This is a genomic window from Paenibacillus sp. FSL M7-0420, from assembly GCF_038002345.1.
GTDB lineage: Bacteria > Bacillota > Bacilli > Paenibacillales > Paenibacillaceae > Paenibacillus_AQ.
Genome location: NZ_JBBOCJ010000001.1, coordinates 2,199,286 through 2,223,216, shown reverse-complemented (window position 1 = coordinate 2,223,216; position 23,931 = coordinate 2,199,286). Strand labels below are relative to the sequence as shown.

Below are 23,931 nucleotides of genomic sequence, written 5' to 3'. Positions count from 1 at the left end.
AAACGAAAAAAGTCCTGAATTTTTAAGAGAAAATGTCTGAAAAGCAAAATAAACCGCACTGAGAACGGCTCAGTTGCGGTTTATTGGTGTTGTTTTGCTACCTAGTATTCTTCAACAAGTCAACCATGTTGTGATAATGAATTTCACTCAGATGCTCGATAAAGCCATCCATTTTATAATTCTCTCGTTCAACAATCCATAGACAAATCACACCTACCAATCCCGATATCATGTACTCGAGACCAATTTTCATCTTTTCATCGTGGTGATAATCGCCGATTCCGGCGAAGATGAACGTTTTAAAAGCATCTTTTAAATATATGGAGAAGTTGGGTTGGATGTTTTGAGTAAGCATGGTTTTAAAGAATATCATGTTTGCATCAATATTGTCGAAAATCGTTTTTATCATTGCACCGAACATATCCTTGTCCATCTCATGGATCGAGCTCACCTCCAGGCTCAAGCAAGCATTCAAATTCTGTACGCTCTCCTGAAATAACTTGTCCATGAATTCAGGTTTATCTACATAGTGTAAATAAAATGTGTTTCGGTTTATCATCGCTTCGTCGGCAATGTCTTGTACAGTAATTCGTTCGTAGCCTTTGGTTTGCACTAGTCTCAAGAAGGCTTCCTTAATCGCTTTTCGCGTTTTAAGAATACGCAGATCCACCTTATCCTTACCCAATAATAAGCCACTCCTTCATAAATAATAGTCAAATTTATATAAAATGATGTTTAAATGTCATTCTGCATTATATCAACCATTGAGCATTATAATTGTATATTTTACTATTATAGTTGTCAATTACACTCACGTATTCATAAAAGGAGAATCAGATATGAAAACACTAGCGATCATTGGTGCAGGTAAGGGATTAGGAATGTCTATTGCGAAAAGCTTTGGAAAAAATGACTTCCAAGTGGCATTAGTCGCAAGAAACGCCGCAAAGCTGCAAGAAATGGTGGATGAATTGAAAGCGGAGGGTATTGAGGCCTCTTATTTCATAGCGGATATTTTCAGTAAAGAACAGATTGAACAGGCGATCACCAATATTAAAGAACAGTATGACCAGATTGATGTGCTGGAATTCAGTCCTACAGCAGGCAACTATCCTCCTACCTCTGTATTGGAGTTAACAGTAGAGAATGTAAGGGACTCATTTGAGGCCTATGTGGTCAGTGCCATCCAAGTTGTCAATGCTGTTCTCCCTGATATGCTCGCTAAGAAAGAGGGTTCCATACTCTTTACCACAGGATTATCTGCCATGTATCCCGTCCCACTGATGGGGAATATCGGTATTGCTCTTTCAGGACTGCGCAATTATGTAGCTAATCTTCATACTTCATTGGCTGCTCAAGGCATTTTTGTTGGTCACCGTTCTTTAGGCTTGTTGATTAAGGAGTCGGGTACTGGCGCAATCAATGATCCGGATGTGATTGGCGACATGTGGTATCAAGCCTATATGGACAAAACCGTATGGGAGGAAGAATATCCCCAGGGTGTAACCCCCGAAACCATTGTATTTTAACATTCTGTGATGGATCTGGCCTCATTGCAGGAAGGTGGATCAAAAAAGCAGCTCCAGGATCAACCCCTGGTGCTGCTTTTTCACTCTAACTATTTATTTCCCCACCGCAGTCCGGTTAATTATCGCGCTGACCCGGGTCAAAATCTCCGACATGGAAGCCGGGTCCTTCACATCATACTCGTCAATGTTCAGGCGCAGCACCGGGCAGGCGCTGAATTCGTTGATCCACTGGGAATACCGGCCGTGCATATGTTCCCAGTAGGAGACGTCCGTCTGGATCTCCATCTCGCGCCCGCGCTCATTGATCCGGGTCAGGATCGAAGGCAGGCTGCCTTCAATATAGATCAGCACATCCGGGTGCGGGAAGTATGGCGTCATCACCATGGCTTCATAGAGGCTGGTATAAGTAGCATAATCCGTCGGGGACATGGTGCCTTGATCAGCGTGCATTTTTGCGAAAATCCCGGTGTCTTCATAAATCGAACGGTCCTGCACGAAACCGCCGCCCAGCTCGAACATCTTCTTCTGCTCCTTGAAGCGCTCCGCCAGGAAATAGATCTGCAGGTGGAAGCTCCACCGCTCGAAGTCGTGATAGAACTTCTCCAGGTACGGGTTATGATCTACCTGCTCCAGTGAGGTCTGGAAGCCCAGGCGCTCCGCCAGTGCTGCGGTCAGCGTCGATTTGCCAACGCCTACGGTTCCGGCCACAGTGATAATGGCATTGTTCGGGATATTGTAACTGTTCATTTCATAAGCTCCTTTACTTGTTCCGCGATGGCGGTGAAGTCTTCCGGGTTCTCCACGAAATCCACCTGGTTTCCGTCGATCGTGACGATTACGGTGGACGGTTCGCGGAGGGCCAGTGATGCCATTGCATCGTCGTAATCCTCAATTAACTGCTGGAGGTAGGCAGGGGCAATGATCTCTTCGAACGTACGCGCGCGCTTGGCAATCCGGGCCAGCAGCGTATCCAGATCCGCGCGGATATACAGAATAATGTTCGGCTTGGGGAAATCATCGGTCAGGATATGATAGATCTCCCGGTATTTGTCCCGTTTCGATCCCTTCAGTGTACGTTCCCCGAAGATCAGATTCTTATAGATATGATAATCCGAAATGACCGGCTTCCCTTGATCTATGTACTGCACAGTCGTGTCTTCAAGCTGCTTGAACCGGTTGCAGAGAAAGAACATTTCCAGCTGGAAGCTCCAATCGTCCATATTCTGATAGAACTTGTCCAGAAACGGATTTTCGTCAACAATTTCTTTGATGACCGGAAGCTGTAGTTCGGTGGCGAGCATCGTGGCGAGGGTGGTTTTACCGGCTCCAATCGGGCCTTCCACGGCTATAAAAGGTGCATGTTTCATTAACGCTAATTTCCTCCTCAAGTACGGACAATTCCAAAAAAACAGACTAAATTATTGTACCACAGGAGCGCCGCCAAGAACGGTTAATTTTCAAAGAAACTTTTCAGGGACAAGCAGCGTCTATATTCAAGGTAATATATTCTTTTATTTACCTAATTCAGTAATTTCCTAAAGAGAGTAGAGGATATCTTGATGAAAAAAAGAAATTTGCTAGTGAGCATGGTGATGGGTTTGACGGCGTGTCTGACTGTTGGGACTCCCGAGGCTGCAACAGCAGCAGCTAGTGGCGGTGGCTCCGGCATCGCTTCCTACGGACCCGATTATCTGATTAAGGATGACGGGAGCCTGTGGGTCTGGGGTGAGACGAAGTCTGTACCTACACAGGTACATGGACTAAGTGATGTACAGGCTTCTTTCCCGCTATGGAATGGTGCGCTGGTAACCACCAAGGATGGCTCGGTCTGGAAATGGACTAGCAATGCCCGGACTATGGCCATCGAAGTTACGCCTGTACCGGAATTGAAGGAAATGAGCAATTTCCAAAGCAGATACCCGCGTCATTTAGCAGTCACCGGAGAGGGTACGGTATATACTTCAGTTACGTCAACTGACGATAATACGACCCCACCGTTTGCGCCTGTTCCGGGCCTGGATCACGTTGCAGCTATCTCTCAATATTACGAGAGCAATAAGCTTAACAATAAGGATAGCGACTGGCAGCGTTATCTGTTCCTGAAGACAGACGGGACGGTCTGGACCAGCATTGACGAACTTGCCACTTTTACACCAGTCCCCAATCTGAAGGATATTGTGCAACTCGAACAGAATTATGCGCTCAGCAAGGATGGCAGCGTATGGACCTGGCCGGACCAGGATAGTTATTTACCGGAAACCTATAGTGACCCGGCCCAGTTAACTGCAACTCCATTCTCCGGCTTAAAAGATATTCGGGCCCTGTACAACAACGGGCGCAGCCGGCTCGCGATTGACAAGCAATCCCGTCTATGGTTCTGGGGCTCCACGGTCACCGGATATTCGGATGGAACCACATATCAGGATGAACCCGTTCCGGTTGTCTTCTCAGGAATCAGCAAGGTGACCGATGCCTACATCGTTGAACAATCTATTGTCGCCCTGACCTCAGACGGCAAGGTCTATGCAGCTTCGATTGCAGCAGAGCTTATGTCGCCGAATGCAAAGTTCACCTTGCTTGCTTCCGATATCCAGTCGATAAAAGGCGGCGGAAGACATGTCATTATGCAGAAGAATGACGGCACGCTCTGGGGCTGGGGCGTGAACAAGAATGCTGAGCTCGGGTACGGTACTTATGAATTCAGCTATAAGCAGCCGGTCCCGATGCAGAAGCCGATCTCTGTTACCCTGAATAGCGAATCCATCGCCTTCACCAACGGTGTCATCACCCGTAACGGACAGAACTTCATTCCGCTGCGTTCGCTGTTCACCAAGATGGGAGCTACTATCGGTTATTCCATGGACAAAGTAGTAACGATTACCGGTACCGCTGCCGACAAAACTCCGCTAACTATCGTCATCAAGACCGTGAACGGAGCCACCACCGTAAATAATAAAAGCGTCACTCTGGCAACACCGCCGTTTGTAGTGAATGGCACCGTCTACCTGCCGCTGCGCTTCATCAGCGAACAGCTTGGGGCGAAGGTTGACTGGCTGCCACAGGAGAGCAGAATTGCGATTAGTATGAAGTAAGAAGGTCTTCCTCCCATAAAAGAGCAAAACGGGCTATCTCCCATGATATAGCGTTCTCTCCGACCTCCATTGTTGCACTAAATGCAGGATTATTGGCTGGTTAGGGGACTAATCTAAGCATTGTTGTAGTTTTTGCAGCATTTCCGGTGGATTAGCGGATGAGATCAGCATATTGTTGAATTTTGTGCAGGATTTCGCGCAGACCGGCAGATCAGCGGCGGCATTATTGCATTTATTGCAGCATTTCCAGCGGCAGGTAAAGCAGCGCGGCACCGGGAAAGTAACGGTGAACGGTGAACAGGACTAATTACTGATTAGCGGGGATATAGCGGAGATTCATCAGAAAAATAGCAAATTGGCAATATCGCAGGCTGCCAATCAAGCAAGCTCCCCCTGCCTATCCGCGCACCCAAAAAGCGCCCCAACAGCCAAAGCTGAAGGGGCGCTTCTATTATGCATCTATATATTCATTCGCAGCTATTCGTTAAGACAACCGGCCGCTGAAGTCACTATATTCGAACTCGCGGATTACCTTGAGGCCTTCTGCTTCATTATAAGAAGCGATGGCCGGGAGGTTGACGCCGTTGAACATGTGGTTCTTCACCATGGAGTAATGCGCCATGTCGGTGAAGATCAGCTTGTCGCCGTATTTCAGCGGCTCGGGGAAGGAATAATCGCCGATAACATCCCCCGCCAGGCAGGTCATGCCGCCCAGCCGGTAGGTGTGGGCGAATTCGCCCGGTTCTCCGGCCCCGATAATGCCCGGACGGTAAGGCATCGCCAGCACATCCGGCATATGGCATTCCGCCGAAGTATCGAGAATCGCAATATCCATGCCGTTATGCATGGTGTCGAGTACCGTTGCAACCAGATAACCGGTATTCAAGGCAACGGCCTCGCCCGGCTCCAGATAGATCTCTACATTATAAGTCTCTTTCATGTGCAGAATACACTTGATCAAGGTGTCGAGATCATAGTCAGGACGGGTAATATGATGCCCGCCGCCGAAGTTCAGCCATTTCATACCGTGCAGATATTGGCCGAACTTCTCCTCTACGACCTTAAGCGTACGCTCCAGCGTGTCCGAATTCTGCTCACACATCGTGTGGAAATGCAGGCCGTCAATGCCGTCCAGCTCGTCCGGCCGGAAGTTCGGCAGGGTTACGCCCATGCGGGAGAAGTTGTAGCAAGGATCATAGAGCGGCACTTCAATCTCGGAATACTCCGGATTGACGCGAATCCCGCAGCTAATCTGCTTCGGCGCGTTCTGCACGCGCTGCTTGAACCGGCTCCATTGGTCAAACGAGTTGAACACCATATGATCGCTGTAGCGAAGCAGCTCATCGAACTCGCGGTCTACATAAGCCGGTGCATAGACATGGACCTCTTTGCCCATCTCCTCAAAGCCCAGCCGGGCCTCGAACAGGGAGCTGGAAGTTACGCCATGCAGGTATTTGCCTACCAGCGGGTACATAGCGTGCATGGAGAAGCCTTTTTGCGCAAGAAGAATCTTGGCTCCGCTCTTCTCCTGCACATAATTCAGAGTCTCCAGGTTCTTCGTCAGCAGCCGTTCATCCACCAGATACGCAGGGGACGGCAGATTGCTGATATCAATATCGATGTCCTTGTTCTTCATGGTCATACGCCTTAATCCAGCAGCGTCGGCGAGAAATCTTCTTGCCAAGGCAGGCCGTGTTTGTTAAGAGCATCCATGAATGGATCTGGGTCGAACTCTTCGATATTGTGTACACCCGGCTTGTTCCAGATGCCTTTGATAATCATCATTGCCCCGATCATCGCAGGAACGCCGGTAGTGTAGGAAATGGCCTGAGAGCCAACCTCTCTGTAGCACTCTTCGTGATCGCAGACATTATAGACATAATAGGTCTTGGGCTGGCCGTCTTTGGTTCCTTGAATAATACAGCCGATATTGGTTTTACCTTTGGTTCTTGGTCCCAGGGAAGCCGGGTCAGGCAGAATGGCCTTCAGGAACTGCAAAGGAATAATCTCTTTACCTTCGTAATTAATTGGCTCAATAGAAGTCATGCCGACATTCTCAAGCACCTTCAGGTGAGTCAGATAGTTCTGCGAGAAGGTCATCCAGAAGCGGATTTTCTTCACGCCAGGAATGTTAACAGCCAGGGATTCTAACTCTTCATGGTACAAAAGGTAAATATCCTTCGGGCCGATCTCCGGGAGATCGTATACTTTCTTCTCGGACAGCGGCGCTGTCTCAATCCACTCGCCATTCTCGAAGTAACGTCCGTTCGCAGTAATCTCGCGGATATTAATCTCAGGATTGAAGTTGGTGGCGAAGGGATAACCATGGTCGCCCGCGTTCGCATCTACAATATCAATCGTATGAATCTCGTCAAAATAATGCTTCTGCGCATAAGCCGTGAACACACCGGTTACGCCAGGGTCAAAGCCGCTGCCGAGCAGCGCCGTAATTCCGGCCTTCTCGAATCTTTCCTTGTAAGCCCATTGCCAGGAATATTCGAACTTCGCCGTATCCTGCGGTTCATAGTTCGCTGTATCCACATAGTGCACTCCGGTAGCCAGGCAGGCATCCATGATCGTCAGATCCTGGTAAGGAAGAGCCACATTAATCACGACATCCGGCTGGAAGCTCTTGATCAGCTCAATGACTTCTTCCGTGTTGTCAGCATCCAGCTTGGCCGTAGAAATCTTAGTCAGGCCCCCGTCCAGCTTCTCCTTGAGCGCATCGCACTTCGACACCGTACGGCTGGCAATGCAGATCTCTTCGAATACATCCGGGTTCTGGCAGCATTTATGAACAACAACGCTCGCTACACCGCCAGCGCCAATAATTAACGCTTTTCCCAAAATAATAACCCCCTAATTATGCTTAAGTTATTAGTTATTAGCCTTGCTGCTCTGGAACAGGCTACATCCTATGAAAAATCAACAACGCTGATTATACAGAAACTTTCTTAATAAATCAATAAAATCCGACAAAAACTGTGATCTTCCGTGTAAAATCTGCAGTTTTCTACATTAATACTCTGTAATTCACTTCATTGCACTGAAATCCTTCGTTTTCCTTCGCTTTTAACCTTAACCGAATGGAAAACAGCTTGGGGTCCCGTCCATTTCCAGTGCATCAGGCCAACCGGATAATTATATCACAACAGCGGTGTTGTTCAACTTATTTATTTCAAATTTAAGCAAGGTCAGCCGGACAAAAGTGCCAATGAGACACATAATAATAAATTACCCGTTTTTCGCTGCCGTTAACTGATCATTGTAAAGGCCGCCGCCCAGTGTTGACTACTCTGATCCGGTCCATCCTTTTATTATGCGTAACCCGCTCTATCCCATACCTCTGTCGTGCCTAGCCTTTGCGGGATTCGCGGAACCTCATGGCAGACGGCGGCTGTCCGCTGAGCTGCTTGAAGGCTTTGCTGAAATGAAACTCATCGCTGTACCCGCAGGCGGCCGCAATCTCCTTCAGGGTTAGCCTGGTGTACAGCAGCTGCTTCTTCGCATGCTCATAGCGGATTTCACTTAAATACCCTTTGGGACTCTTGTGCAGATATTGCTGAAAAAGGCTGCGTACATACGAGGGCGATATCCCGTAGCGCACCGCCAGCTCATGGATCTGCAAGGGTTCACTGTAGCGCCGCTCAAGCTCCTCCTTCATCCGTACAAACAGTTCATAGCCCTGTCCACGGTCTGGATGGTCAATGGCCCGGACCTGGAGCAATTCATGCAAAAGCTGATAGAGCAGCGCCTGAGTCTGTAGCTGGCTTCCGGGACTTCCGGGAACCCAGCCGTCAGCAATCCGGTGGAAGAGTTGACCCAACTGTCTGCCCGGCTCCCTTCCGGGCTTCAGGCGGAACGGCAAGGGCAGCGCATGAAGCGGCTCCACCCTGCCCTGATTGTCCGCAGACGGAGACAATGTATACAGCGAGAGCAGGATCATGGTGATCCGCAGCGGCTCCCCGCCTCCGCTGCTCATCTCCATGGACAGGCCCGGCCGCAAATAGAACAGCATGTCCGGCGACACCGTATGCTCCTCTGTGTCTGTCCGGAACACACCCTCCCCCTCCTGAATCCAGTACAGACTGTGTACATGTCTATTCTGACGGATATCCTTCCAGTGCGGGAAGGTGATCTTATCATGAATCCAGTGGATATCCATCACCAGATTCTGCGGAATCTCCTCCATGTACAGCTCCTCCGTTTCTCGGCCTGCCATTTACCGGAATGAGTTCAATCCGGGCTGGGATATTCGAAGCGTTTTTGACATGCCAATTCTGTTCATTATACCATGCCACTCCCCTGCATTCATTGCTACACTTAGGACATTAACGGCTGGAATGATGAAGGAGAGATACCAGATGACTGAAACCCTGTCCACCCCGGTACAAGCCCTGGATTACATGCCCTGGATTGGCCTGTCCGAACAAGAACGGCTTAAGCAGGACCGCCACCAGCAGCAGCTTGCTGCGGATTATCCCTGCACCTTCGGAGAAGCCTGCTTCGTCTCGCCGCAAGCCATCGTGCTGCCGGATCAGCTGGCGCTCGGCGACCGGAGCTACATTGCAGGAGGTGCGATTATCCGCAGCACACGGCTGGTCACAGGCAGCGACTGCTCTATGAACAGCTATAGCATATTGTCAGGCGATATTACCATGGGAAATGGCGTGCGGATCGCTTCCCATGCAAGTCTATACGGCTTCAATCACGGCTATGCTGTGACGGATGTTCCGGTCTTCCGCCAGCCTTTGACAGTCAAGGGCATTGTCATAGGAGATGATGTGTGGATCGGGGCGAATGCCGTGATTCTTGACGGAGTGCGGATCGGGTCGCACAGCATTGTTGCGGCGGGTGCCATCGTGACCCGGGATGTGCCCGCGTACAGCATTGTCGGCGGCAATCCGGCCAGGCTGATCCGCAGCCGGCTGGCCGGGGATTCCCCGGCAGAAGCCGTGCCGCAGGGACAGAAGGAGGAAGCGGCGTTGGCGAGGAAGGAAGACACAGGGAGTCCCGCAGAGTGGAGCGAGGGGGCGGTACACATGGACTCGGTGACAGCGAGGAAGGAGTATGCAGGGGAATCCCCTGCGTGGAGCGCGGGCGCAGTGCATGAAGTGGCAGATGCTGCCGGTCATGCGGGCGCGGTGGAGACGTTGCTTGCTGGCAGCGGGGAGACAACGCTTGTTACAGAGGATAGACAGACTCGCATGATGCGCTCGCGGCAACTCGCTGACTTCGGCAGACAGGTACGGGAACAGCTTGTTCCCCTGCTGGAGTTGTACTCGGAAACGATAGAGGGAGAGAAGCTGTTCCGGGACCGGCCGGGCTCAAAGCGGACCCTTAGAGCATATTGTGATGCCGTGGAGATCGCAGGCATGTTCGGCAGCCTGCCGCCCGGCTGGACCCGGGAGGAGCTTATCGCCAAGCTGCAGGGATTTCAGGACAGCAGCACAGGACTGCTGCCCGATCCCTGGTCTCCGCCTGGAGAGGATGACCAGCCCGCGTTATTATCCGATCATCTCTCCCGGTATCATCTTCTTGCAGCAGGCTACGCACTGGAGGTGTTAGGATCTGCTCTGCCCTACCCCGTTGCCGTGGCCGAGAATATGGATACCGTGACACTGTACCAGCAGTTGAATAGTCTGCCATGGGCGGACAATGCCTGGGGCGCTGGTGACTGGATCGATTGCTATACTACCGGCCTGTATCACAATCTGAAGTCCTTCGGCTCCGGCAAGCGCCCGGATGATCTGTTCGGCTGGCTGGCGACGCATTGCCGCCGGGACTCCGGGCTGTGGGGTCTGCCTACTGCGGAGGAGGGCTGGCTGCAGCCGGTGAACGGCTTTTACCGGCTTACCCGCGCTACCTACGCCCAGTTCGGTCTGCCCCTGCCGTACCCGGAGCGCAGCATCGATACCGCGCTGGCCCACAGCCGGGATCGCCGCTTCTTCCGGGCGGAGTTGCTGAATGCCTGCAACGTGCTGGATGTGGTTCATCCGCTCTGGCTCTGCCAGAAGCAGAGTGATTACCGGCAGGCGGAGATCCGTGCCTGGGCCGAGAAGCTGCTCAGCGAAGTGCTGAAGTTCTGGGTTCCGGAGCGCGGCTTCGCCTTCCAGCTGTCCCGGCAGCAGGATACCGGCCTGCAGGGCACCGAGATGTGGCTGAGCATTATCTATCTGTTGGCGGACTTGTGCGGATTAAGCTCAGCCCTAGGCTACTCCCCTAAGGGAGTACACCGCCTGGAGCCTGCCTTCTTGTTATCCGTATAAGCGGGACTGGCGTTCATACAGGTGCCAGAACTTACGCGCACAAGTGGAAACGGCTGTGTCGTCCTTTTAAAGGCGGTACCGTTTCAGCGAGAAATAGAAGGATAATGTATAGCGCGAAGCATATCAATTCTCTTTGAACAAAATCACCCTGCGGGTGAATGAGATTACCTGCGCGACAGCAAATGTATGCTGTTTTTCACATACATTCGGGCCATGCGTCTGCGTGCCACCTCAATGTATGCTGTTTTTCGCATACATTTGGGCCATGCGTCTGCGTGCCACCACAATGTATGCTGTTTTTCACATACATTTGGGCCATAAGCCTGCGTGCTACCTCAATGTATGCTGTTTTTCACATACATTTGGGCCATGCGCCTGCGTGCTACCTCAATGTATGCTGTTTTTCACATACATTCGGGCCATGCGTCTGCGTGCCACCACAATGTAAGCTGTTTTCCACATACATTTGATCCATATGCCTGCTTGCAGCACAATGTATGCTGTTTTCAACATACATTCGGTCCGTGTGCCTGCTTACGAGCACAATGTATGCTGTTTTTCACATACATTCGGGCCATGTGCCTGCGCGCTAGCAAATGTATGTTGTTTTTCACATACATTCGGGCCATGCGTCTGCGTGCCACCTCAATGTATGCTGTTTTCCACATACATTCGGTCCGTGTGCCTGCTTACGAGCACAATGTATGCTGTTTTTCGCATACATTTGGGCCATGCGCCTGCGTGCTACCTCAATGTATGCTGTTTTTCACATACATTCAGGCCATGCGCCGTAGCGCTAGCCTATTGTATTCGGTTGTGGAAACTATAATTTCCTGAACAAGCGCAAACACCCCGTCATCTCCGCTCGTTCTGAGCAGAGATGACGGGGTGTTGTACGCTTTTACATGCAGCTCCCGAACGACTATTGCCCGAAGCCGACGCGCGGACGCTCACGCTCCTTGGTCTGCACATCTACCGCCCGGATCGAAGTAATCGGAATGTAGAGGGTCTGATATTCGGTGCTGTATTTCACGAACCTCTCGTCCAGCTCCTCCAGTACGCCTCCCCTAACACTTGTACCATCCAAAAAATGAATATGAACTTCCTGTCCCTTCAGCGCTTCCAGCATGCTCTTCCTCTCCTTCGTCTCACAAATGGGTGATGATCGTGTCAATAATTCCGTAATCCAGTGCCTCCTCAGCCGACATGAAATAATCCCGGTCCATGTCCTTCTCCACCTTCTCCGGCGGCTGACCGGTCCGCTGCGCGGTGATCTCGACAATCTTCTCGCGGATCTGAAGAATACGTCTGGCGCTGATCGCAATATCGCTCGCCTGCCCCTGCGCCCCGCCATGCGGCTGATGGATCATAATCTCGCTGTTCGGCAGGGCCGACCGTTTGCCTGTAGCGCCGGAGAGCAATAGCAGAGAAGCAAACGAAGCGGCAAAACCAGTGCAGATCGTGTTGACTTGAGGTTTAATTACCTGCATCGTATCATAAATCCCGAAGCCTGCGGTAGTCGAACCTCCCGGACTGTTAATGAACATCTGGATATCCTTCTCCGGCTCATCCGCCGCCAGGAACAGCAATTGCGCGATAATGCTATTAGCCAGCCCGTCATCGATCGCCGCACCCACGAATACAATCCGGTCCTTCAGCAGCCGGGAATAAATATCATAGGACCGCTCTCCTCCGGCTGTCTGTTCAATCACATAAGGTATTACGCTCATTCTGGTGTGCCTCCTCTGATCTGTCTTCCTGTGTTGGTTTTGATACCCTGTAAACGGTCAGCCTGCACGAAAAGATACGGAAGCCGGAGGAGGAGCGGAAATAGCGGGAGTGCGTATCTTTTACAATGCGCCGTTCGTTTATATAATAGAAGCAACACAATCCATCGAAGGAGAGGGCTACTATGACGATGCTTGAACATCACCGGACACCGGATACGATAGCTATGGATACAAGACATCTTCAAGAGCTGGGAACAACACTGCAGCGCTACTGCCTGTCGCTCACCCGCTCCCGCTTCGACGCCGACGATCTGGCGCAGGAGACCTGGGCCAAAGCGCTGGGCTACCGCAAATTCACCATCAGCCCCAATCCCGAAGCCCTGCTGCTGCGGATTGCCAAGAATACCTGGATTGACGCCTCCCGCCGCAAGGGGTCCCTCATTCGCGCCATGCAGCGGTCTGGAGCATCATCAGACCCGGCTTCTGCGGCCGCAGCTCTAGAGGAGCTTTCCGGGCTGGAGCTGACCTTCCAGGCGCTGCTCGCCCATCTCTCGCCGCCACAGCGGACCGCCTGGGTCCTCCGCGATGTGCTGGGGTATTCAGCCGCTGAGTCCGCCGGACTCTTGTCAACCACGGAAGGAGCGGTCAAAGCAGCGCTGCACCGTGCACGCCAGGCTTTGAGCAGGGTCCGGGAAGAGCTGATCCAGCATGAAGGCCCCGCTCTACCGCAGGATGCCGATTACCGGGGGTATCTGCGGGCGTTGGCTGAGGCCTATGAGCAAGGGCAGATTCCAGTATTGCTGGAGTTGCTCCGCCAGGAGAACGCCGGGGAGACAGCATCTGCTGTAAGCACCTTTACAGTTCAGGCCGTGTATTCCATGTATACAGACAACGCGAGATACGCCTATACCCAGGGAGCACCTGCGTACGGTGAGCTTCGGATGGCTGCATAATACGGATGAATGGAGCAGTGGCTCTGACTATAACTTAGGAGAGTGATCCCATGAAGAAGGTGCTTGTGCTTGGAGGAACGCGATTTTTCGGCAAAAGGCTGGTGGAGCTTCTGCTCCAGGACCAGGACAGCGAGGTCACTATTCTGACCCGGGGCCTGGCTGAGGATACGTTCGGGGAGCGTGTCACCCGGCTGGCCGTGGACCGGACGGATGAAGCAGCACTTGAACGGGCTGTAGGAGATACCGAATGGGATATCGTCTATGATAATATTTGCTTCTCGCCGGATGAGGCAGCGGCGGCTGGGCGGATCTGGGCGGGACGGACCAAGCGGTATATCCTGACTTCCAGCTTGTCGGTGTACGATCCGCAGCCGGAGGCGTTGGCTGAAACGGACTTTGACCCTTGGCATTATCCGCTGAAGTCTGGCGGGAAGGCGGATGTCAGTTACCAGGAAGGCAAAAGGCAAGCCGAAGCCATTCTGCTTCAGACAGCGGATTTCCCGGTGGCTGCGATACGCTTTCCGATTGTGCTGGGCACGGATGATTATACGCGCCGGCTGCATTTTCACATCGAGCATGTTCTGGCGGGTCAACCGGTGGGCATCCCTAATCCGCAGGCGGAGATCTCGTTCATCCGTTCGGACGAAGCGGCTGATTTCCTGCATTGGCTAGGCCGGGAGGGCTCAGCCGTCACGGGGCCGGTGAATGCCTGCTCGGACGGAACCCTCACCATTGGCGGCGTCATCTCCATCATTGAAGAGATTACCGGACTGACGGCAGTCATCCGGGACGACGCCGCTGAAGCGGATCAATCTCCTTTTGGGATACCAGCATCCTGGTTCATGGATACGGCAAAAGCCCGCAGTGCGGGCTTCAGCTTCCTGTCCTTATCAGAGTGGTTCCCGGAGCTGGTCTCGTCGCTGACCCATTCACTTCGCAAGGACCAGTAGCTCCTCCTTCAGCTCTTTGGAGATTTCTTTCTGCGGTTCATTCACAATTATACTCTGGCCGGGCGCAGGCCATTCCTGCACCGGTATTCCCGCAGGCAGGGGCCGGTGAATTCCGGCTTCTGCCCTTTTGTCTGTCTGCTCCGTGAGGTTCGTATGCATCTCCTGCTGTAGCTTGGGCTGAATTTCCACGGCTGTCTCCGCTTCCTGCTGCTCTTCCGGTTCCTGCACCCTTCCGCGAAGCGTTCGGTCTGCATGTGCTGAACTTACACCTGAATCTGAAACGGAATCTGGGTCTGGCTCTAGCTCAGACGCTACTCCAAGCTCGAATCCGGCCTCAGCAGCCTCCGCAATTTTGAACACATTGATCTCCCGGAACAGCCGCTGCGAGATTTCATTAATCTCCCCGGCCTGCCTGGCAATGTCGCTGATGGCCTGATCCTGCTGGGTGCTGGAAGCGTTCACCTCCTGAACTCCGGCCGCTGTCTGCTCAGCTACAGCCGCAACAGAATGTACAGATTCGGCCAGCCGCGAATTGAGGACACTGGTCTGTTCCACCTTAAGGTGAATTTGCCCGATCTGTGTGCTGATGCCTGTAATCGATTCGTCGATCGCGGCGAAGGAAGCCAGGGTCTGTTCCACCTGATGGTCCTGCTGCTCCAGACGGTCACGGGTCTCCATCATATGTCCCTGGAAATCAGCCATACCGGCCTCAAGCTCCTGAATAATCCTGCTGATATGCACCGAGGAGCCATTCGTCTGGACGGACAGCTGGCGCACTTCATCGGCAATCACGGCGAAGCCTTTGCCTGCTGCTCCGGCCCTGGCCGCTTCAATCGCGGCGTTCAGCGAGAGAATATTCGTCTGCTTCGAGATTTCGGTGATCGAATGGGTAATGCGCGAGATATCCTTGGACTGGCTCACCAGCTTGTCCAGCGCCCCGTAGACCTTGCTGATGGACACCCGGGAATCCTGCGAGCTCTGGCGCAGCGCCGTAACGGTCTCCGAGCCCAGCTGTCTGTTCCGGTTAGCGGCTTCACTCGTAGTCAGCATCACATCGGTATAGTCAGTAATCTCCTGAACCCCGGAGGCCAGCTCCACCAGGAGCTGCGTGCTCTGCTCCGACTGGCTGGCCTGCTGGTCTGCTCCAAGCGAAATCTCCTGTATGGTTCTGACAATATTCTGGTTCGTATGCGCTGTAACCGCCGAAGACCCCTGAAAAGATTGCGCGTAATCGGCAAGCGACCCCGCCGCAGACAACGTCTGCCGCAGCATCCCCTGTACCCTATTGACCATATGGTCGAAATGATGGCTCAGCTGTCCCAGCTCGTCATTGTACGGGGAGTTAATCTGCTGCCGCAGATCGCCATCCGCGATCTGTCTGAGCGCGGCCTGCAGCTTGCGTACCGGGGTGAGGAACGAGCGGATCAGCAGCCAGGCGAGCATCAGCAGGAACAGGGACACTGCGATCGCAGCATACGTCACGATGGATACCGTATCATCCAGCAGGGCGAAGGAGACATTCTGCGCCTGTTCGGCATTTTTGGCAGCGGCGGTGTACAGCTTCCCGTTCGTCTTCAGCATGTCCTGATTCAATGCGAGCGCCTTCGTATGTATACCATCGATTTTCTCCAAAACACTTAGCGGGTCAAGGGTCTCATCCGCCATCGTTGTTACCAGTTCCTTCGTCAGAGCACTGTATTCTGCGGCCTGGGCAGACAGCAGCTTATAACTGGCAGAAGCAGGCGCACCCTGCTCAAAATTCACCTTATCCAGCTCGCCAGACAGCTGCTGCTGCTTCTCCTGCAAGGGTTCTGCCTGCTCCAGGTCGCTGGATTCCGCCAAGGAAGTCTCGGCATGGTTCAGCTCCTGCAGCTGCTGGGTGATGGTTGAGACCGTGATTCTATTCTCCATTTCGCTCTTCTGCCGTTCCATGGACAGCTCGACCTGCTTGATTTTATGTCCCTGGTACACAGCCACGCCCAGAAAAATAAGTGTAATCGCCGAGAAACTCAAGATCAGCTTCCATTTCATCGAAAAGTGCAGCGGCTTCCCCTTCAAAAGTATCATCCCTTCATATCCAGCCTGATTTTGCAATAGGTATATTATGCTAATAACCTCATTGTAAAAGCCGGATATTAATTACTCTCTCAAGTTGTGTATGCGCAGCGTAAAGAATGTGTTGCGAAAGTGTTAACAAAGCGGCAAAATTTAAGGGAAACGGAGGATGTTGCACAAATTGCAGCATTAATACCATACATACCGCCGGAATGGCAGGATTGTTGCAAAAAATGCAGGAATGTCGCCGCCTAACCACTTAGAGAAGAGGGAATGCTGCCTTTTGTGCAATATTTTTAGATTTGGATTAGTTTAATAAGGGAGAAGTTGTATAATGTGCAGGATTTGGATCAGGAAGAGAGCAACGGGTTAACGTCAGAAGGGAGTGAACACTAACTATGATCATTGAAAATAGGCTTGCAGCTACAACGAGGGAAGAATTAAGAAATTGGCTGATGGCGAACAGTACCACAGAGGGTTCTTGCTGGGTCGAGGTCAGTCTGAAGCCGCTCCCGGGGACAATACTGTACCTTGACGCCGTGGAAGAAGCGCTGTGCTTCGGCTGGATTGACGGGGTGAAGAAGGTGAATGCTGAAGGCAAGCTGATGCAACGGCTGTCTCCACGCAGCAAGCGGAGTTCATGGACTGAGCTTAATAAGGAGCGCGTGCGAAGGCTGGAGAAGCTGGGGCTGATGCGCGGCGAGGGACGGCGATGCCTGCCTGATATGAATGTCGGAGCTTTTCGAATCGATCCTGTGATTGAACAGAGATTGAAGGAGGACGAGCAGGTGTATCGCCATTTCCTGGCCTTTCCGGCGCTGTATCAGCGGGTGCGGATCGACACCATTCAGAGCTATATCCGCCAGCCGGAGCTGTTCGAACGCAGATTGGACAAATTCATCGAGAATACCCGCGTGAACAAAATGTACGGAGAGTGGCATGACAACGGGCGTCTGCTGGATTATTAGTTCTGCGGGTGCTTTTTTGGGACAAGTTACAAAATAAAATTCCAATCTATATCGTTGGAAAAACGTATCTTATAGTTGGTCCTTTGGAGTGTGCCCGCTTCCGCCCCTGAACAAGTACCTAAAAGTTCAACTGCTTCCTGAGGGTGGGGCTGATGCAGACGGTGAGGCTGGGGCTAGTGGTGAGCCCGGGGCTGAGGCTAGTACAGATAACTATGTTGATGCTGATGCAGCTACTGGTCCAGGCGCTGGCGCAAACGTTGACGCTAGTGCGGACATAGTGCAGATAGCTAGTGCGGGTGTATGCGGAAAAACGATTACATTGAGGTGGTACGCAGGCGCATGGCCCGAATATATGTGAAAAACAACATATATTGTGGTGGCACGCAGGCGCATGACCCGAATGTATGTGAAAAACAACATACATTGTGGTGGCACGCAGGCGCATGGCCCGAATATATGTGAAAAACAGCATACATTGTGGTGGCACGCAGGCGCATGGCCCGAATGTATGTGAAAAACAACATACATTGTGGTGGCACGCAGGCGCATGGCCCGAATGTATGTGAAAAACAGCATACATTCTCGCTGCCCGAAGGCGATCGGGGCAAATGTGTGCGGAAAACAGAACACATTTACTGTTAATGTTACTGGCGTGGAGCAGACGCTGGCGCAACAGCCATCCCCATGCCCTGCCCATGCCGCTCCCTCCGCCTGTAATCGCTCAAGTTAAGCGATTCACTTCCAAATCAGGACCATCCGTTGGACGGGTGGTCCTGATTTCGCATGTTTCACGCACTCAACTGGCTAAAGGCATAAAAAAACCATAACAGGCCCCCTTAACCGGGGACCTGCCCACACCTTACCGCCGCCGCTCACTCAGTCCCGGCGGTAGACCCAGCCGCCGGCCTGGCACAGCGCCGTCAGCGCAAGCCCGGCCGCGCCGGTGCCCGAGCGGCGGATCAGCGCAAGATCCGCCGGCGCTCCTGGGGCCAGGCCCGCGGCCGCCGGCAGGGCCATGAAGCCTGCCGGATGCACGGACGCCATGTCCCAGGCGTCCGGCAGGCTGGCCAGGCCCGCGGCGCTGAGGCGCGCGATGTGGCGCAGCAGCATCTGCGCCGAGCCCGCCAGCAGCCCGGGCTCGCCGGCGAGATGCAGCCGGCCCGCCGGGGTCAGCACGACACGGCCGCCGACCGGCGTGTCGTAGCTGCCGGGCGCAAGCCCGGCGAGGGCAACGGCATCGCTGACCAGCAGTGCCCGCCGGCCCTTGACCTTCATCGCCACCTTCAGCACCTCATCCGGGAGGTGGAAGCCGTCGGCGATCAAGGTGCACCACAGCGCCTCTTCGGCGAGCTGGGTCCACAGGTAGTTCGGATGGCGCGGCAGCATAGCATGGGCACCATTGCCCAGATGCGTGGACAGCCGCGCTCCGGCGGCAACCGCCCCGGCAATCTGCGCGGTATCCGCTGACGTATGCCCGATGGAGACCGTCACTCCCTGCCGTACGCAGTGGCGGATGAATTCCGCGCTCCCCTCCCATTCGGGGGACAGCGTCACAATGGAGATTCGTCCGCCCGAAGCCTCCTGCCACTGGTCGAACAAGGCCGTATCCGGCGGACGGATATGCTCCAGCGCATGTGCCCCGCGCGGCCCGTCCTCCGGCGAGAGGAACGGGCCTTCCAGATGGATGCCCTTGATCGTCGCCGCGCTGGCCTCATCCTCGTCACAGGCCCGGGCAATCGCCCGCATCGCTCCGAGAATAGTATACGGGGCGCCGGTAATTACAGTCGGGTAGAAGGCCGTTATCCCCTCCCGCCACACCGCGCGGACCGCCTTCTTGACATCCTCTGCACCCAATGCCGGATGATTGAAATCATATCCGCCATAGCCGTTGATCTGCAGATCGACCAGGCCAGGCGCAACCATAGACAGCTCCGCCCGTTCCTCCAGCGTCAGCTCCGTATCAAGAGATTCAATTGCAGCAATGAAGCCCTCCTGCAGCGTAATGCGGACCGGTTCGCCTGTCCGGTAATGCAGCGCGTCAATGTTCATGAGAGGACCGCCCCGAAGGAGTCGGTGTCCACGAACATCCGGCAATCCCCGTGCTCGCGCAAGATCGTGGACGGACATGCCGTAGAGACAGATTCATGCAGCGTGCGGGTAACCGCGCCGCGCTTGGAAGCGCCCGGCACCATGCAGAACAGCCATTGCGCGGACAGCAGGACCGGAATCGTCAACGTCAAGGCCTGCTGCGGCACTTCCGCCAGGCTGGGGAAGCACCCGTCATTCACCTGCTGGTTCCGGCAGACCTCATCCAGTACCACCAGCTTCACAGGAAGCGGGTCATTGAAATCTGCCACCGGCGGATCATTGAAGGCCAAGTGACCATTCTCCCCGATGCCGAGGCAGACGATATCGATCGGCGCTTCCGCCAGCAGCCGTCCGTAACGCTTGCATTCGGCTTCCGGGCTGGCGGCAGGGTTCAGATAATGGACCGTTCCCGGCAAGACCTTGCCGAACAGCGCCTCCCTGAGGAAGCTGCCGAAGCTCTGCGGCGAGCCTGCCGGCAGGCCGATATATTCATCCATATGGAACGCAGTAATCCGGCTCCAGTCCAAATCCGGCGCAGCGGCAAGCTCCGCAAGAAATTCATTCTGGGAGGGTGCAGCGGCGAACACGATCCGCACCTGTGCCTTGGAGGCCAGCAGCGCCCGGATGGCCGCCGCTGCCTCACGCCCGGCAGCAGCTCCGAGCTGTGAGCGGTTCTTGTATACACGGACAAGCATAGCACCTGACAGTTCTGTATGAATCGGTTTGATGTTCAGCATGGGTAGTGCCTCCTTGTGCCTGATGTCTGTGCAGACCGGCTGCCTTCCTCCCCCCGGAACTCTCCGGGCGTAGTGCCTGTATGCAGCTTGAAGAGCTTCGTGAAATAGCTTTTATTCTCATATCCGAGCTGCTCCGCTACCTGCTCCACACTTTGCGGAGACTGGTCCAGCCATTCCTTGGCCTGCTCCATTTTGGTATGGGTGACATAGTGGATGAAGCTCATTCCGGTTTCTTTTTTGAACAGGCGGCTGAAATAGCTCGAATTCAAATGCGTGTATTCCGCCACCTCCTCCAGCGTGATTTTACGGTTCAGATGGCGGTCTACATACTGCTTCACCTTCTTGATCTCATCCCGGCGGGTCTCCTGGTACATCTCCCGGATCACCGGCAGCCGTTCGCTGAAGAACTGCTGAGACCATTCCTCCAGGTGATCGATATGATCAATGGCCGTCAGGGTATCATGCAGAAGCTCCAGGGAAAAGGTGGACTGGTATTGCTGGCGGGCCATCAGCCGCATCTGGTTATCGTAGAGCAGCTTGAGCATCCACTCTTTCACCTGTCGCGGTGCATAACGTCTGGCACGGATGGTATTCATCCATTTCGACAGCAAGGCCGCAAGCCTGTCCGCCGCTTCCTCCAGGAAGGCCTCACGGATCTCCTGCGAGGCTTCGGCATAATAGAGGAACAGATCCTCCTCCGTGAACGGCGGGAGCGTCTTCAGGCCGTTCAGCTCTCCCGGCTTCAGATAGAAGGCATATTCGCGGCCTTGGCTAAGCAGATCAATAATACCCTCCCGGAAATGCCCGCCGCCCGCCGGTATACACAAATATTGAAAGGAAGCCTTAACCCCCGGCAGCGCTTGAATGGCAGAACGCAGCCTGCCCAGCATGGAGATATGGCCTGAGTCCGCTCCATTGCCCATACCGCCGCTGAAGACCAGCACACAATCGCGGCCGCTGTAGGGCAGGCACACAGCAGTGGTATCCTCCTGCCGCACGGCTTCGGCGGCGGATTCCACCCATGACATTAGCGCAAGCTCCTCCGGTTCGCTCTCCCCGGCTTTGCCGCTGATCCGGCAGAGCACGGCTACATGGGCCGTGAGATCCGGCATAATTCCCAGCTCGGCGGCGTCTGCCCGCCATTCGCTGTCCGGCAGCTCGCGGGCAGCGATGCGCCGCAGCACACTTTGCTTCAGCAGCACCTTCTGATGCTCGGCCATGCTTTTCCACTTCAGCGTCTGGGCTTTGTCCGCATCCCTGCGGCGCAGGTCCTCACACAGCTCCCGCAGCAGCCCGGTAATCAGTTCGCGGCTGATCATTTCCTTCAGAATATAGTCGCTCACCATCAGCTTCACCGCCTGCTGGGCGTACGTGAAGTCATCCATGCAGGACAGCACCACCACACGCAGCTCTTCGCTGCGCAGCTTCAGCTCGCGGATCAGCTCCAGACCATCCATATAGGGCATGCCAATATCCGTAATGACAATATCGGGCATATCAGCCTGTGCCTTCTCCAGGGCAACCAGACCATTCTTGCAGGCCGAATGCAGCGTTAATCCAAGCTCGTCCCAGGGAATCATTGCCGAGAGAAAGTCCAGTACCGGCTGATCATCATCCACCAGCATTACGCTATACATCGCTTCCACGCTCCCTTTCATAGCCTTGATCCGGAATCTCTTCAGGCAGCACGAACCGGAAGGTCGTCCCTTGTCCGGGCAGGCTGTCAATCGTGATCTGGAAGGCAACACCGTAAGTCAGATACAGCCGCTCATAGACATTGGACATGCCGATATGGGCCAGTCTGCTGGACGGCATCGCTTCCTTCTCTTGCCATTCAGAGCTTAACTCGGCACGCAGGCGGTTTAAGGTTACCTCATCCATCCCCTGCCCGTTGTCTTCAATCTCGATGAGCAGCCGGTGATCCTGCGTCCGGGTCCGGATCAGAATACGTCCGCTCTCCTGATGCAGACCATGAATGTAGGCATTCTCGATGACCGGCTGCAGCAGGAAGCGGGGGATCTTCACGCCAAGGCTCTCCGAAGTACAATCGGTATCCAGCGACACCTCCTCGGACTGGCGGAAATTCAGCAGCTCCACATAACTCCTGACAATATGCAGCTCATCATGCAGGGTAGTGTACTCATCCCGCTGTTGAATGGTCATCCGCAGCAGCCGGGAGAGCGAGAACAGCAGCTCCGCATTCTCCTCATCGCCCCGCATCATGATGCGCAGGCGGATCGAATTCAGAATATTGAACAGGAAATGGGGATTGATCTGCGATTGCAGCATTGCCAGCTCGGCCTTGCGCTTCTGCGCCTGCTCCACCTTGATCTGGATAATCATCCGTTCCACCCGGTCCAGCATATGGTCGAAGGACTTGCCCAGCCGTCCGATCTCATCATAGCCGCGGACGCCTGAGCGGATGCCCAGCTCTCCCCGGTCCACCCGCGCCGCCACCTGATCCAGCCGGATCACCGGCTTGGTGAACTGCCTTACCAGCAACACCAGGATCAGCAGGAAAAAAGCGCCCGATACGATCTGCACGGCACTGCTCCAGCGGTGGGTCGCACTGATCTGGCTCACGGCCTCACGGTATGGCGCCAGGCTGACAATCCGGTAATTCCCGTAAGGAATCTCCAGGCTGCTCAGCAGATATTGCTCGCCCCGGTAATCCATAAACCCCGAACCTTCTGAATGCTTCACAGCATCCATAAGCGCGAACGGCTGGCCCAGCCGGGTCTTGTCCTTGGCGGCAAGAACGGTTCCGTCAGGCGCAATCAGCAGCGTCTCCTGTCCCTGCCCGTTGTCATTAAAAATCTGGCTGATCCGGCTCTCCCCAATACTGATCACCAAGGTAGCATAGGTTGAATTGGAGGACAGCTTGAGATTCCTGGCAATGGTCAGCACCTGCGGGCTGCTCGGAGCAGCAGTCGGGATATAGTTAGCAAGCACACCCGCCCAATATAGCTCGAAGGCAGGCTGCCGGCGGGCTTGTTCCATCCAGGGCTGCCTCAGCAGTGCCCCGACATCCAGCTTGGCGTAAGCATAGTTTGAATAATATTGTCCATCTGAGGTGAGAACGGTGACGAACGTTTTTTCCATCATGGAGGTGACACTGTTCAGCTTGTCCGTCACCTCTTTGAAATCGAGAATATGCTTGGCGGTATCAGGCTCGTGCAGCTTGCTGCGCTGCCAGTTTTCTTTGAGAATAAGAGTGATGCCGGGGTCGAACTGGATATAATTCGCCACCAGCACCATATTGCTGAGAAGGTTAGAGATATATAGGCTCTCCTGCTCCAGCGAACGGCGTTCATTCTGAATCACCTGGGAGCGGAGGATATGCTCGGTGTAGGAATTGGAGATATACAAGGTAATAGAGGCGGGAAGCAGCAGACAGAGCAGAGAAGCGACGAGCAGCTTATTGCGAAAACCGAGTCTCCATCCTCTAGGCAGCAATGGCAATCCTCCTTCACAATCAGACTATCGTTTTCTATGCCTCTATCATATCAGCTTTCCGCCTCCAGCAGCTCATTTCAATCTATTATTTCCGGTAAAAGAGG

Annotated in this window: 19 protein-coding genes and 1 pseudogene; 7 read left to right on the top strand and 13 right to left on the bottom strand. The window is 53.8% G+C overall.

All coding sequences use genetic code 11. The annotated features are described in order from the left end of the window. Positions 1 to 97: 97 nt before the first annotated feature. Positions 98 to 685 carry a TetR/AcrR family transcriptional regulator gene (locus MKX51_RS09350; RefSeq protein WP_340992151.1) on the bottom strand — a complete coding sequence of 196 codons (588 nt, stop codon included), beginning with the start codon at positions 683 to 685 and terminating at the stop codon, positions 98 to 100. Positions 686 to 839: 154 nt separating this feature from the next. Here MKX51_RS09350 and MKX51_RS09345 point away from each other — a divergent pair, with 154 nt between their 5' ends. Next, on the top strand, positions 840 to 1,529 hold the full coding sequence (locus tag MKX51_RS09345; RefSeq protein ID WP_340992150.1) for an SDR family NAD(P)-dependent oxidoreductase: 690 nt from the start codon (positions 840 to 842) through the stop codon (positions 1,527 to 1,529). A gap of 93 nt (positions 1,530 to 1,622) precedes the next feature. Here MKX51_RS09345 and MKX51_RS09340 read toward each other — a convergent pair whose 3' ends face one another. Together MKX51_RS09340 and MKX51_RS09335 are read right to left on the bottom strand one after the other, a co-directional pair. Then, positions 1,623 to 2,276, bottom strand: a complete 654-nt coding sequence (locus MKX51_RS09340; RefSeq protein WP_340992149.1) for a deoxynucleoside kinase — start codon at positions 2,274 to 2,276, stop codon at positions 1,623 to 1,625. Next, positions 2,273 to 2,896 (bottom strand): deoxynucleoside kinase, encoded by a 624-nt coding sequence (locus tag MKX51_RS09335; RefSeq protein ID WP_339313515.1) that lies wholly within the window; start codon positions 2,894 to 2,896, stop codon positions 2,273 to 2,275. Before MKX51_RS09335 ends, MKX51_RS09340 begins: the two co-directional genes overlap by 4 nt. 192 nt (positions 2,897 to 3,088) lie before the next feature. On the opposite strand from MKX51_RS09335, the gene MKX51_RS09330 reads away from it, so the two are divergent. Beyond that, positions 3,089 to 4,621, top strand: coding sequence for a stalk domain-containing protein (locus MKX51_RS09330; protein ID WP_340992148.1), 1,533 nt, complete (start codon positions 3,089 to 3,091; stop codon positions 4,619 to 4,621). Positions 4,622 to 4,793: 172 nt separating this feature from the next. Then, positions 4,794 to 4,928, top strand: coding sequence for a hypothetical protein (locus MKX51_RS09325; RefSeq protein ID WP_340992147.1), 135 nt, complete (start codon positions 4,794 to 4,796; stop codon positions 4,926 to 4,928). A 177-nt stretch (positions 4,929 to 5,105) separates the two neighbouring features. On the opposite strand, the gene nspC is transcribed toward MKX51_RS09325, so the two are convergent. The 3 genes from nspC to MKX51_RS09310 form a co-directional block, all read right to left on the bottom strand. Continuing rightward, positions 5,106 to 6,242 carry a carboxynorspermidine decarboxylase gene (nspC, locus tag MKX51_RS09320; protein ID WP_340995576.1) on the bottom strand — a complete coding sequence of 379 codons (1,137 nt, stop codon included), beginning with the start codon at positions 6,240 to 6,242 and terminating at the stop codon, positions 5,106 to 5,108. A 26-nt stretch (positions 6,243 to 6,268) separates the two neighbouring features. Further along, positions 6,269 to 7,468, bottom strand: a complete 1,200-nt coding sequence (locus MKX51_RS09315) for a saccharopine dehydrogenase family protein (RefSeq protein WP_036702452.1) — start codon at positions 7,466 to 7,468, stop codon at positions 6,269 to 6,271. Between the two features lie 508 nt (positions 7,469 to 7,976). Next, the gene (locus MKX51_RS09310; protein ID WP_340992146.1) at positions 7,977 to 8,813 is read right to left on the bottom strand and encodes an AraC family transcriptional regulator; all 837 of its coding nucleotides are present in this window, start codon (positions 8,811 to 8,813) and stop codon (positions 7,977 to 7,979) included. A gap of 172 nt (positions 8,814 to 8,985) precedes the next feature. Here MKX51_RS09310 and MKX51_RS33175 point away from each other — a divergent pair, with 172 nt between their 5' ends. Next, entirely contained in the window at positions 8,986 to 10,890 is a 1,905-nt protein-coding gene (locus MKX51_RS33175) for an acyltransferase (protein WP_445321993.1), read from the top strand. 922 nt (positions 10,891 to 11,812) lie between these two features. On the opposite strand, the gene MKX51_RS09300 is transcribed toward MKX51_RS33175, so the two are convergent. After that, positions 11,813 to 12,019 (bottom strand): hypothetical protein, encoded by a 207-nt coding sequence (locus tag MKX51_RS09300; RefSeq protein WP_340942085.1) that lies wholly within the window; start codon positions 12,017 to 12,019, stop codon positions 11,813 to 11,815. A gap of 19 nt (positions 12,020 to 12,038) precedes the next feature. Continuing rightward, positions 12,039 to 12,626 (bottom strand): annotated as a pseudogene (locus tag MKX51_RS09295) (ATP-dependent Clp protease proteolytic subunit); the annotation flags it as partial. Positions 12,627 to 12,802: 176 nt separating this feature from the next. Here MKX51_RS09295 and MKX51_RS09290 point away from each other — a divergent pair. Beyond that, on the top strand, positions 12,803 to 13,573 hold the full coding sequence (locus tag MKX51_RS09290; RefSeq protein ID WP_340992145.1) for an RNA polymerase sigma factor: 771 nt from the start codon (positions 12,803 to 12,805) through the stop codon (positions 13,571 to 13,573). Between the two features lie 50 nt (positions 13,574 to 13,623). Continuing rightward, entirely contained in the window at positions 13,624 to 14,523 is a 900-nt protein-coding gene (locus MKX51_RS09285) for an NAD-dependent epimerase/dehydratase family protein (RefSeq protein WP_340992144.1), read from the top strand. Here MKX51_RS09285 and MKX51_RS09280 read toward each other — a convergent pair. Further along, a complete protein-coding gene (locus MKX51_RS09280; protein ID WP_340992142.1) occupies positions 14,503 to 16,590 on the bottom strand; it encodes a methyl-accepting chemotaxis protein in 2,088 nt (695 codons plus the stop codon). The genes MKX51_RS09285 and MKX51_RS09280 overlap by 21 nt on opposite strands. A 386-nt stretch (positions 16,591 to 16,976) precedes the next feature. On the opposite strand from MKX51_RS09280, the gene MKX51_RS09275 reads away from it, so the two are divergent. Next, positions 16,977 to 17,546, top strand: a complete 570-nt coding sequence (locus tag MKX51_RS09275) for a YdeI/OmpD-associated family protein (protein ID WP_340992141.1) — start codon at positions 16,977 to 16,979, stop codon at positions 17,544 to 17,546. An 876-nt stretch (positions 17,547 to 18,422) separates the two neighbouring features. Here the strand turns inward: MKX51_RS09275 and MKX51_RS09270 are convergent. From MKX51_RS09270 to MKX51_RS09255, 4 genes are read right to left on the bottom strand one after another with little or no spacing between them, the layout of a single operon-like run. Beyond that, complete coding sequence (locus MKX51_RS09270; RefSeq protein WP_340992140.1) at positions 18,423 to 19,595, bottom strand: N-acetylglucosamine-6-phosphate deacetylase; 1,173 nt, start codon at positions 19,593 to 19,595, stop codon at positions 18,423 to 18,425. Further along, entirely contained in the window at positions 19,592 to 20,371 is a 780-nt protein-coding gene (locus tag MKX51_RS09265; protein WP_340942095.1) for a glucosamine-6-phosphate deaminase, read from the bottom strand. The genes MKX51_RS09270 and MKX51_RS09265 overlap by 4 nt, the downstream gene beginning before the upstream one ends. Then, positions 20,365 to 22,008, bottom strand: a complete 1,644-nt coding sequence (locus MKX51_RS09260; protein ID WP_340992139.1) for a response regulator transcription factor — start codon at positions 22,006 to 22,008, stop codon at positions 20,365 to 20,367. The genes MKX51_RS09265 and MKX51_RS09260 overlap by 7 nt, the downstream gene beginning before the upstream one ends. Beyond that, complete coding sequence (locus MKX51_RS09255; RefSeq protein WP_340992138.1) at positions 22,001 to 23,827, bottom strand: cache domain-containing sensor histidine kinase; 1,827 nt, start codon at positions 23,825 to 23,827, stop codon at positions 22,001 to 22,003. Before MKX51_RS09255 ends, MKX51_RS09260 begins: the two co-directional genes overlap by 8 nt. Positions 23,828 to 23,931 lie beyond the last annotated feature (104 nt).

What these genes read in the sequence shown, in the direction of transcription:
- MKX51_RS09345 (WP_340992150.1), top strand. Translation starts at nt 840, where the DNA reads ATGAAAACACTAGCGATCATTGGTGCAGGTAAGGGATTAGGAATGTCT.
- MKX51_RS09335 (WP_339313515.1), bottom strand. Translation starts at nt 2,896, where the DNA reads ATGAAACATGCACCTTTTATAGCCGTGGAAGGCCCGATTGGAGCCGGT.
- MKX51_RS33175 (WP_445321993.1), top strand. Translation starts at nt 8,986, where the DNA reads ATGACTGAAACCCTGTCCACCCCGGTACAAGCCCTGGATTACATGCCC.
- MKX51_RS09340 (WP_340992149.1), bottom strand. Translation starts at nt 2,276, where the DNA reads ATGAACAGTTACAATATCCCGAACAATGCCATTATCACTGTGGCCGGA.
- MKX51_RS09285 (WP_340992144.1), top strand. Translation starts at nt 13,624, where the DNA reads ATGAAGAAGGTGCTTGTGCTTGGAGGAACGCGATTTTTCGGCAAAAGG.
- MKX51_RS09275 (WP_340992141.1), top strand. Translation starts at nt 16,977, where the DNA reads ATGATCATTGAAAATAGGCTTGCAGCTACAACGAGGGAAGAATTAAGA.
- MKX51_RS09290 (WP_340992145.1), top strand. Translation starts at nt 12,803, where the DNA reads ATGACGATGCTTGAACATCACCGGACACCGGATACGATAGCTATGGAT.
- MKX51_RS09330 (WP_340992148.1), top strand. Translation starts at nt 3,089, where the DNA reads ATGAAAAAAAGAAATTTGCTAGTGAGCATGGTGATGGGTTTGACGGCG.
- MKX51_RS09265 (WP_340942095.1), bottom strand. Translation starts at nt 20,371, where the DNA reads ATGCTGAACATCAAACCGATTCATACAGAACTGTCAGGTGCTATGCTT.
- MKX51_RS09300 (WP_340942085.1), bottom strand. Translation starts at nt 12,019, where the DNA reads ATGCTGGAAGCGCTGAAGGGACAGGAAGTTCATATTCATTTTTTGGAT.
- MKX51_RS09310 (WP_340992146.1), bottom strand. Translation starts at nt 8,813, where the DNA reads ATGGAGGAGATTCCGCAGAATCTGGTGATGGATATCCACTGGATTCAT.
- MKX51_RS09260 (WP_340992139.1), bottom strand. Translation starts at nt 22,008, where the DNA reads ATGTATAGCGTAATGCTGGTGGATGATGATCAGCCGGTACTGGACTTT.
- MKX51_RS09280 (WP_340992142.1), bottom strand. Translation starts at nt 16,590, where the DNA reads ATGATACTTTTGAAGGGGAAGCCGCTGCACTTTTCGATGAAATGGAAG.
- MKX51_RS09270 (WP_340992140.1), bottom strand. Translation starts at nt 19,595, where the DNA reads ATGAACATTGACGCGCTGCATTACCGGACAGGCGAACCGGTCCGCATT.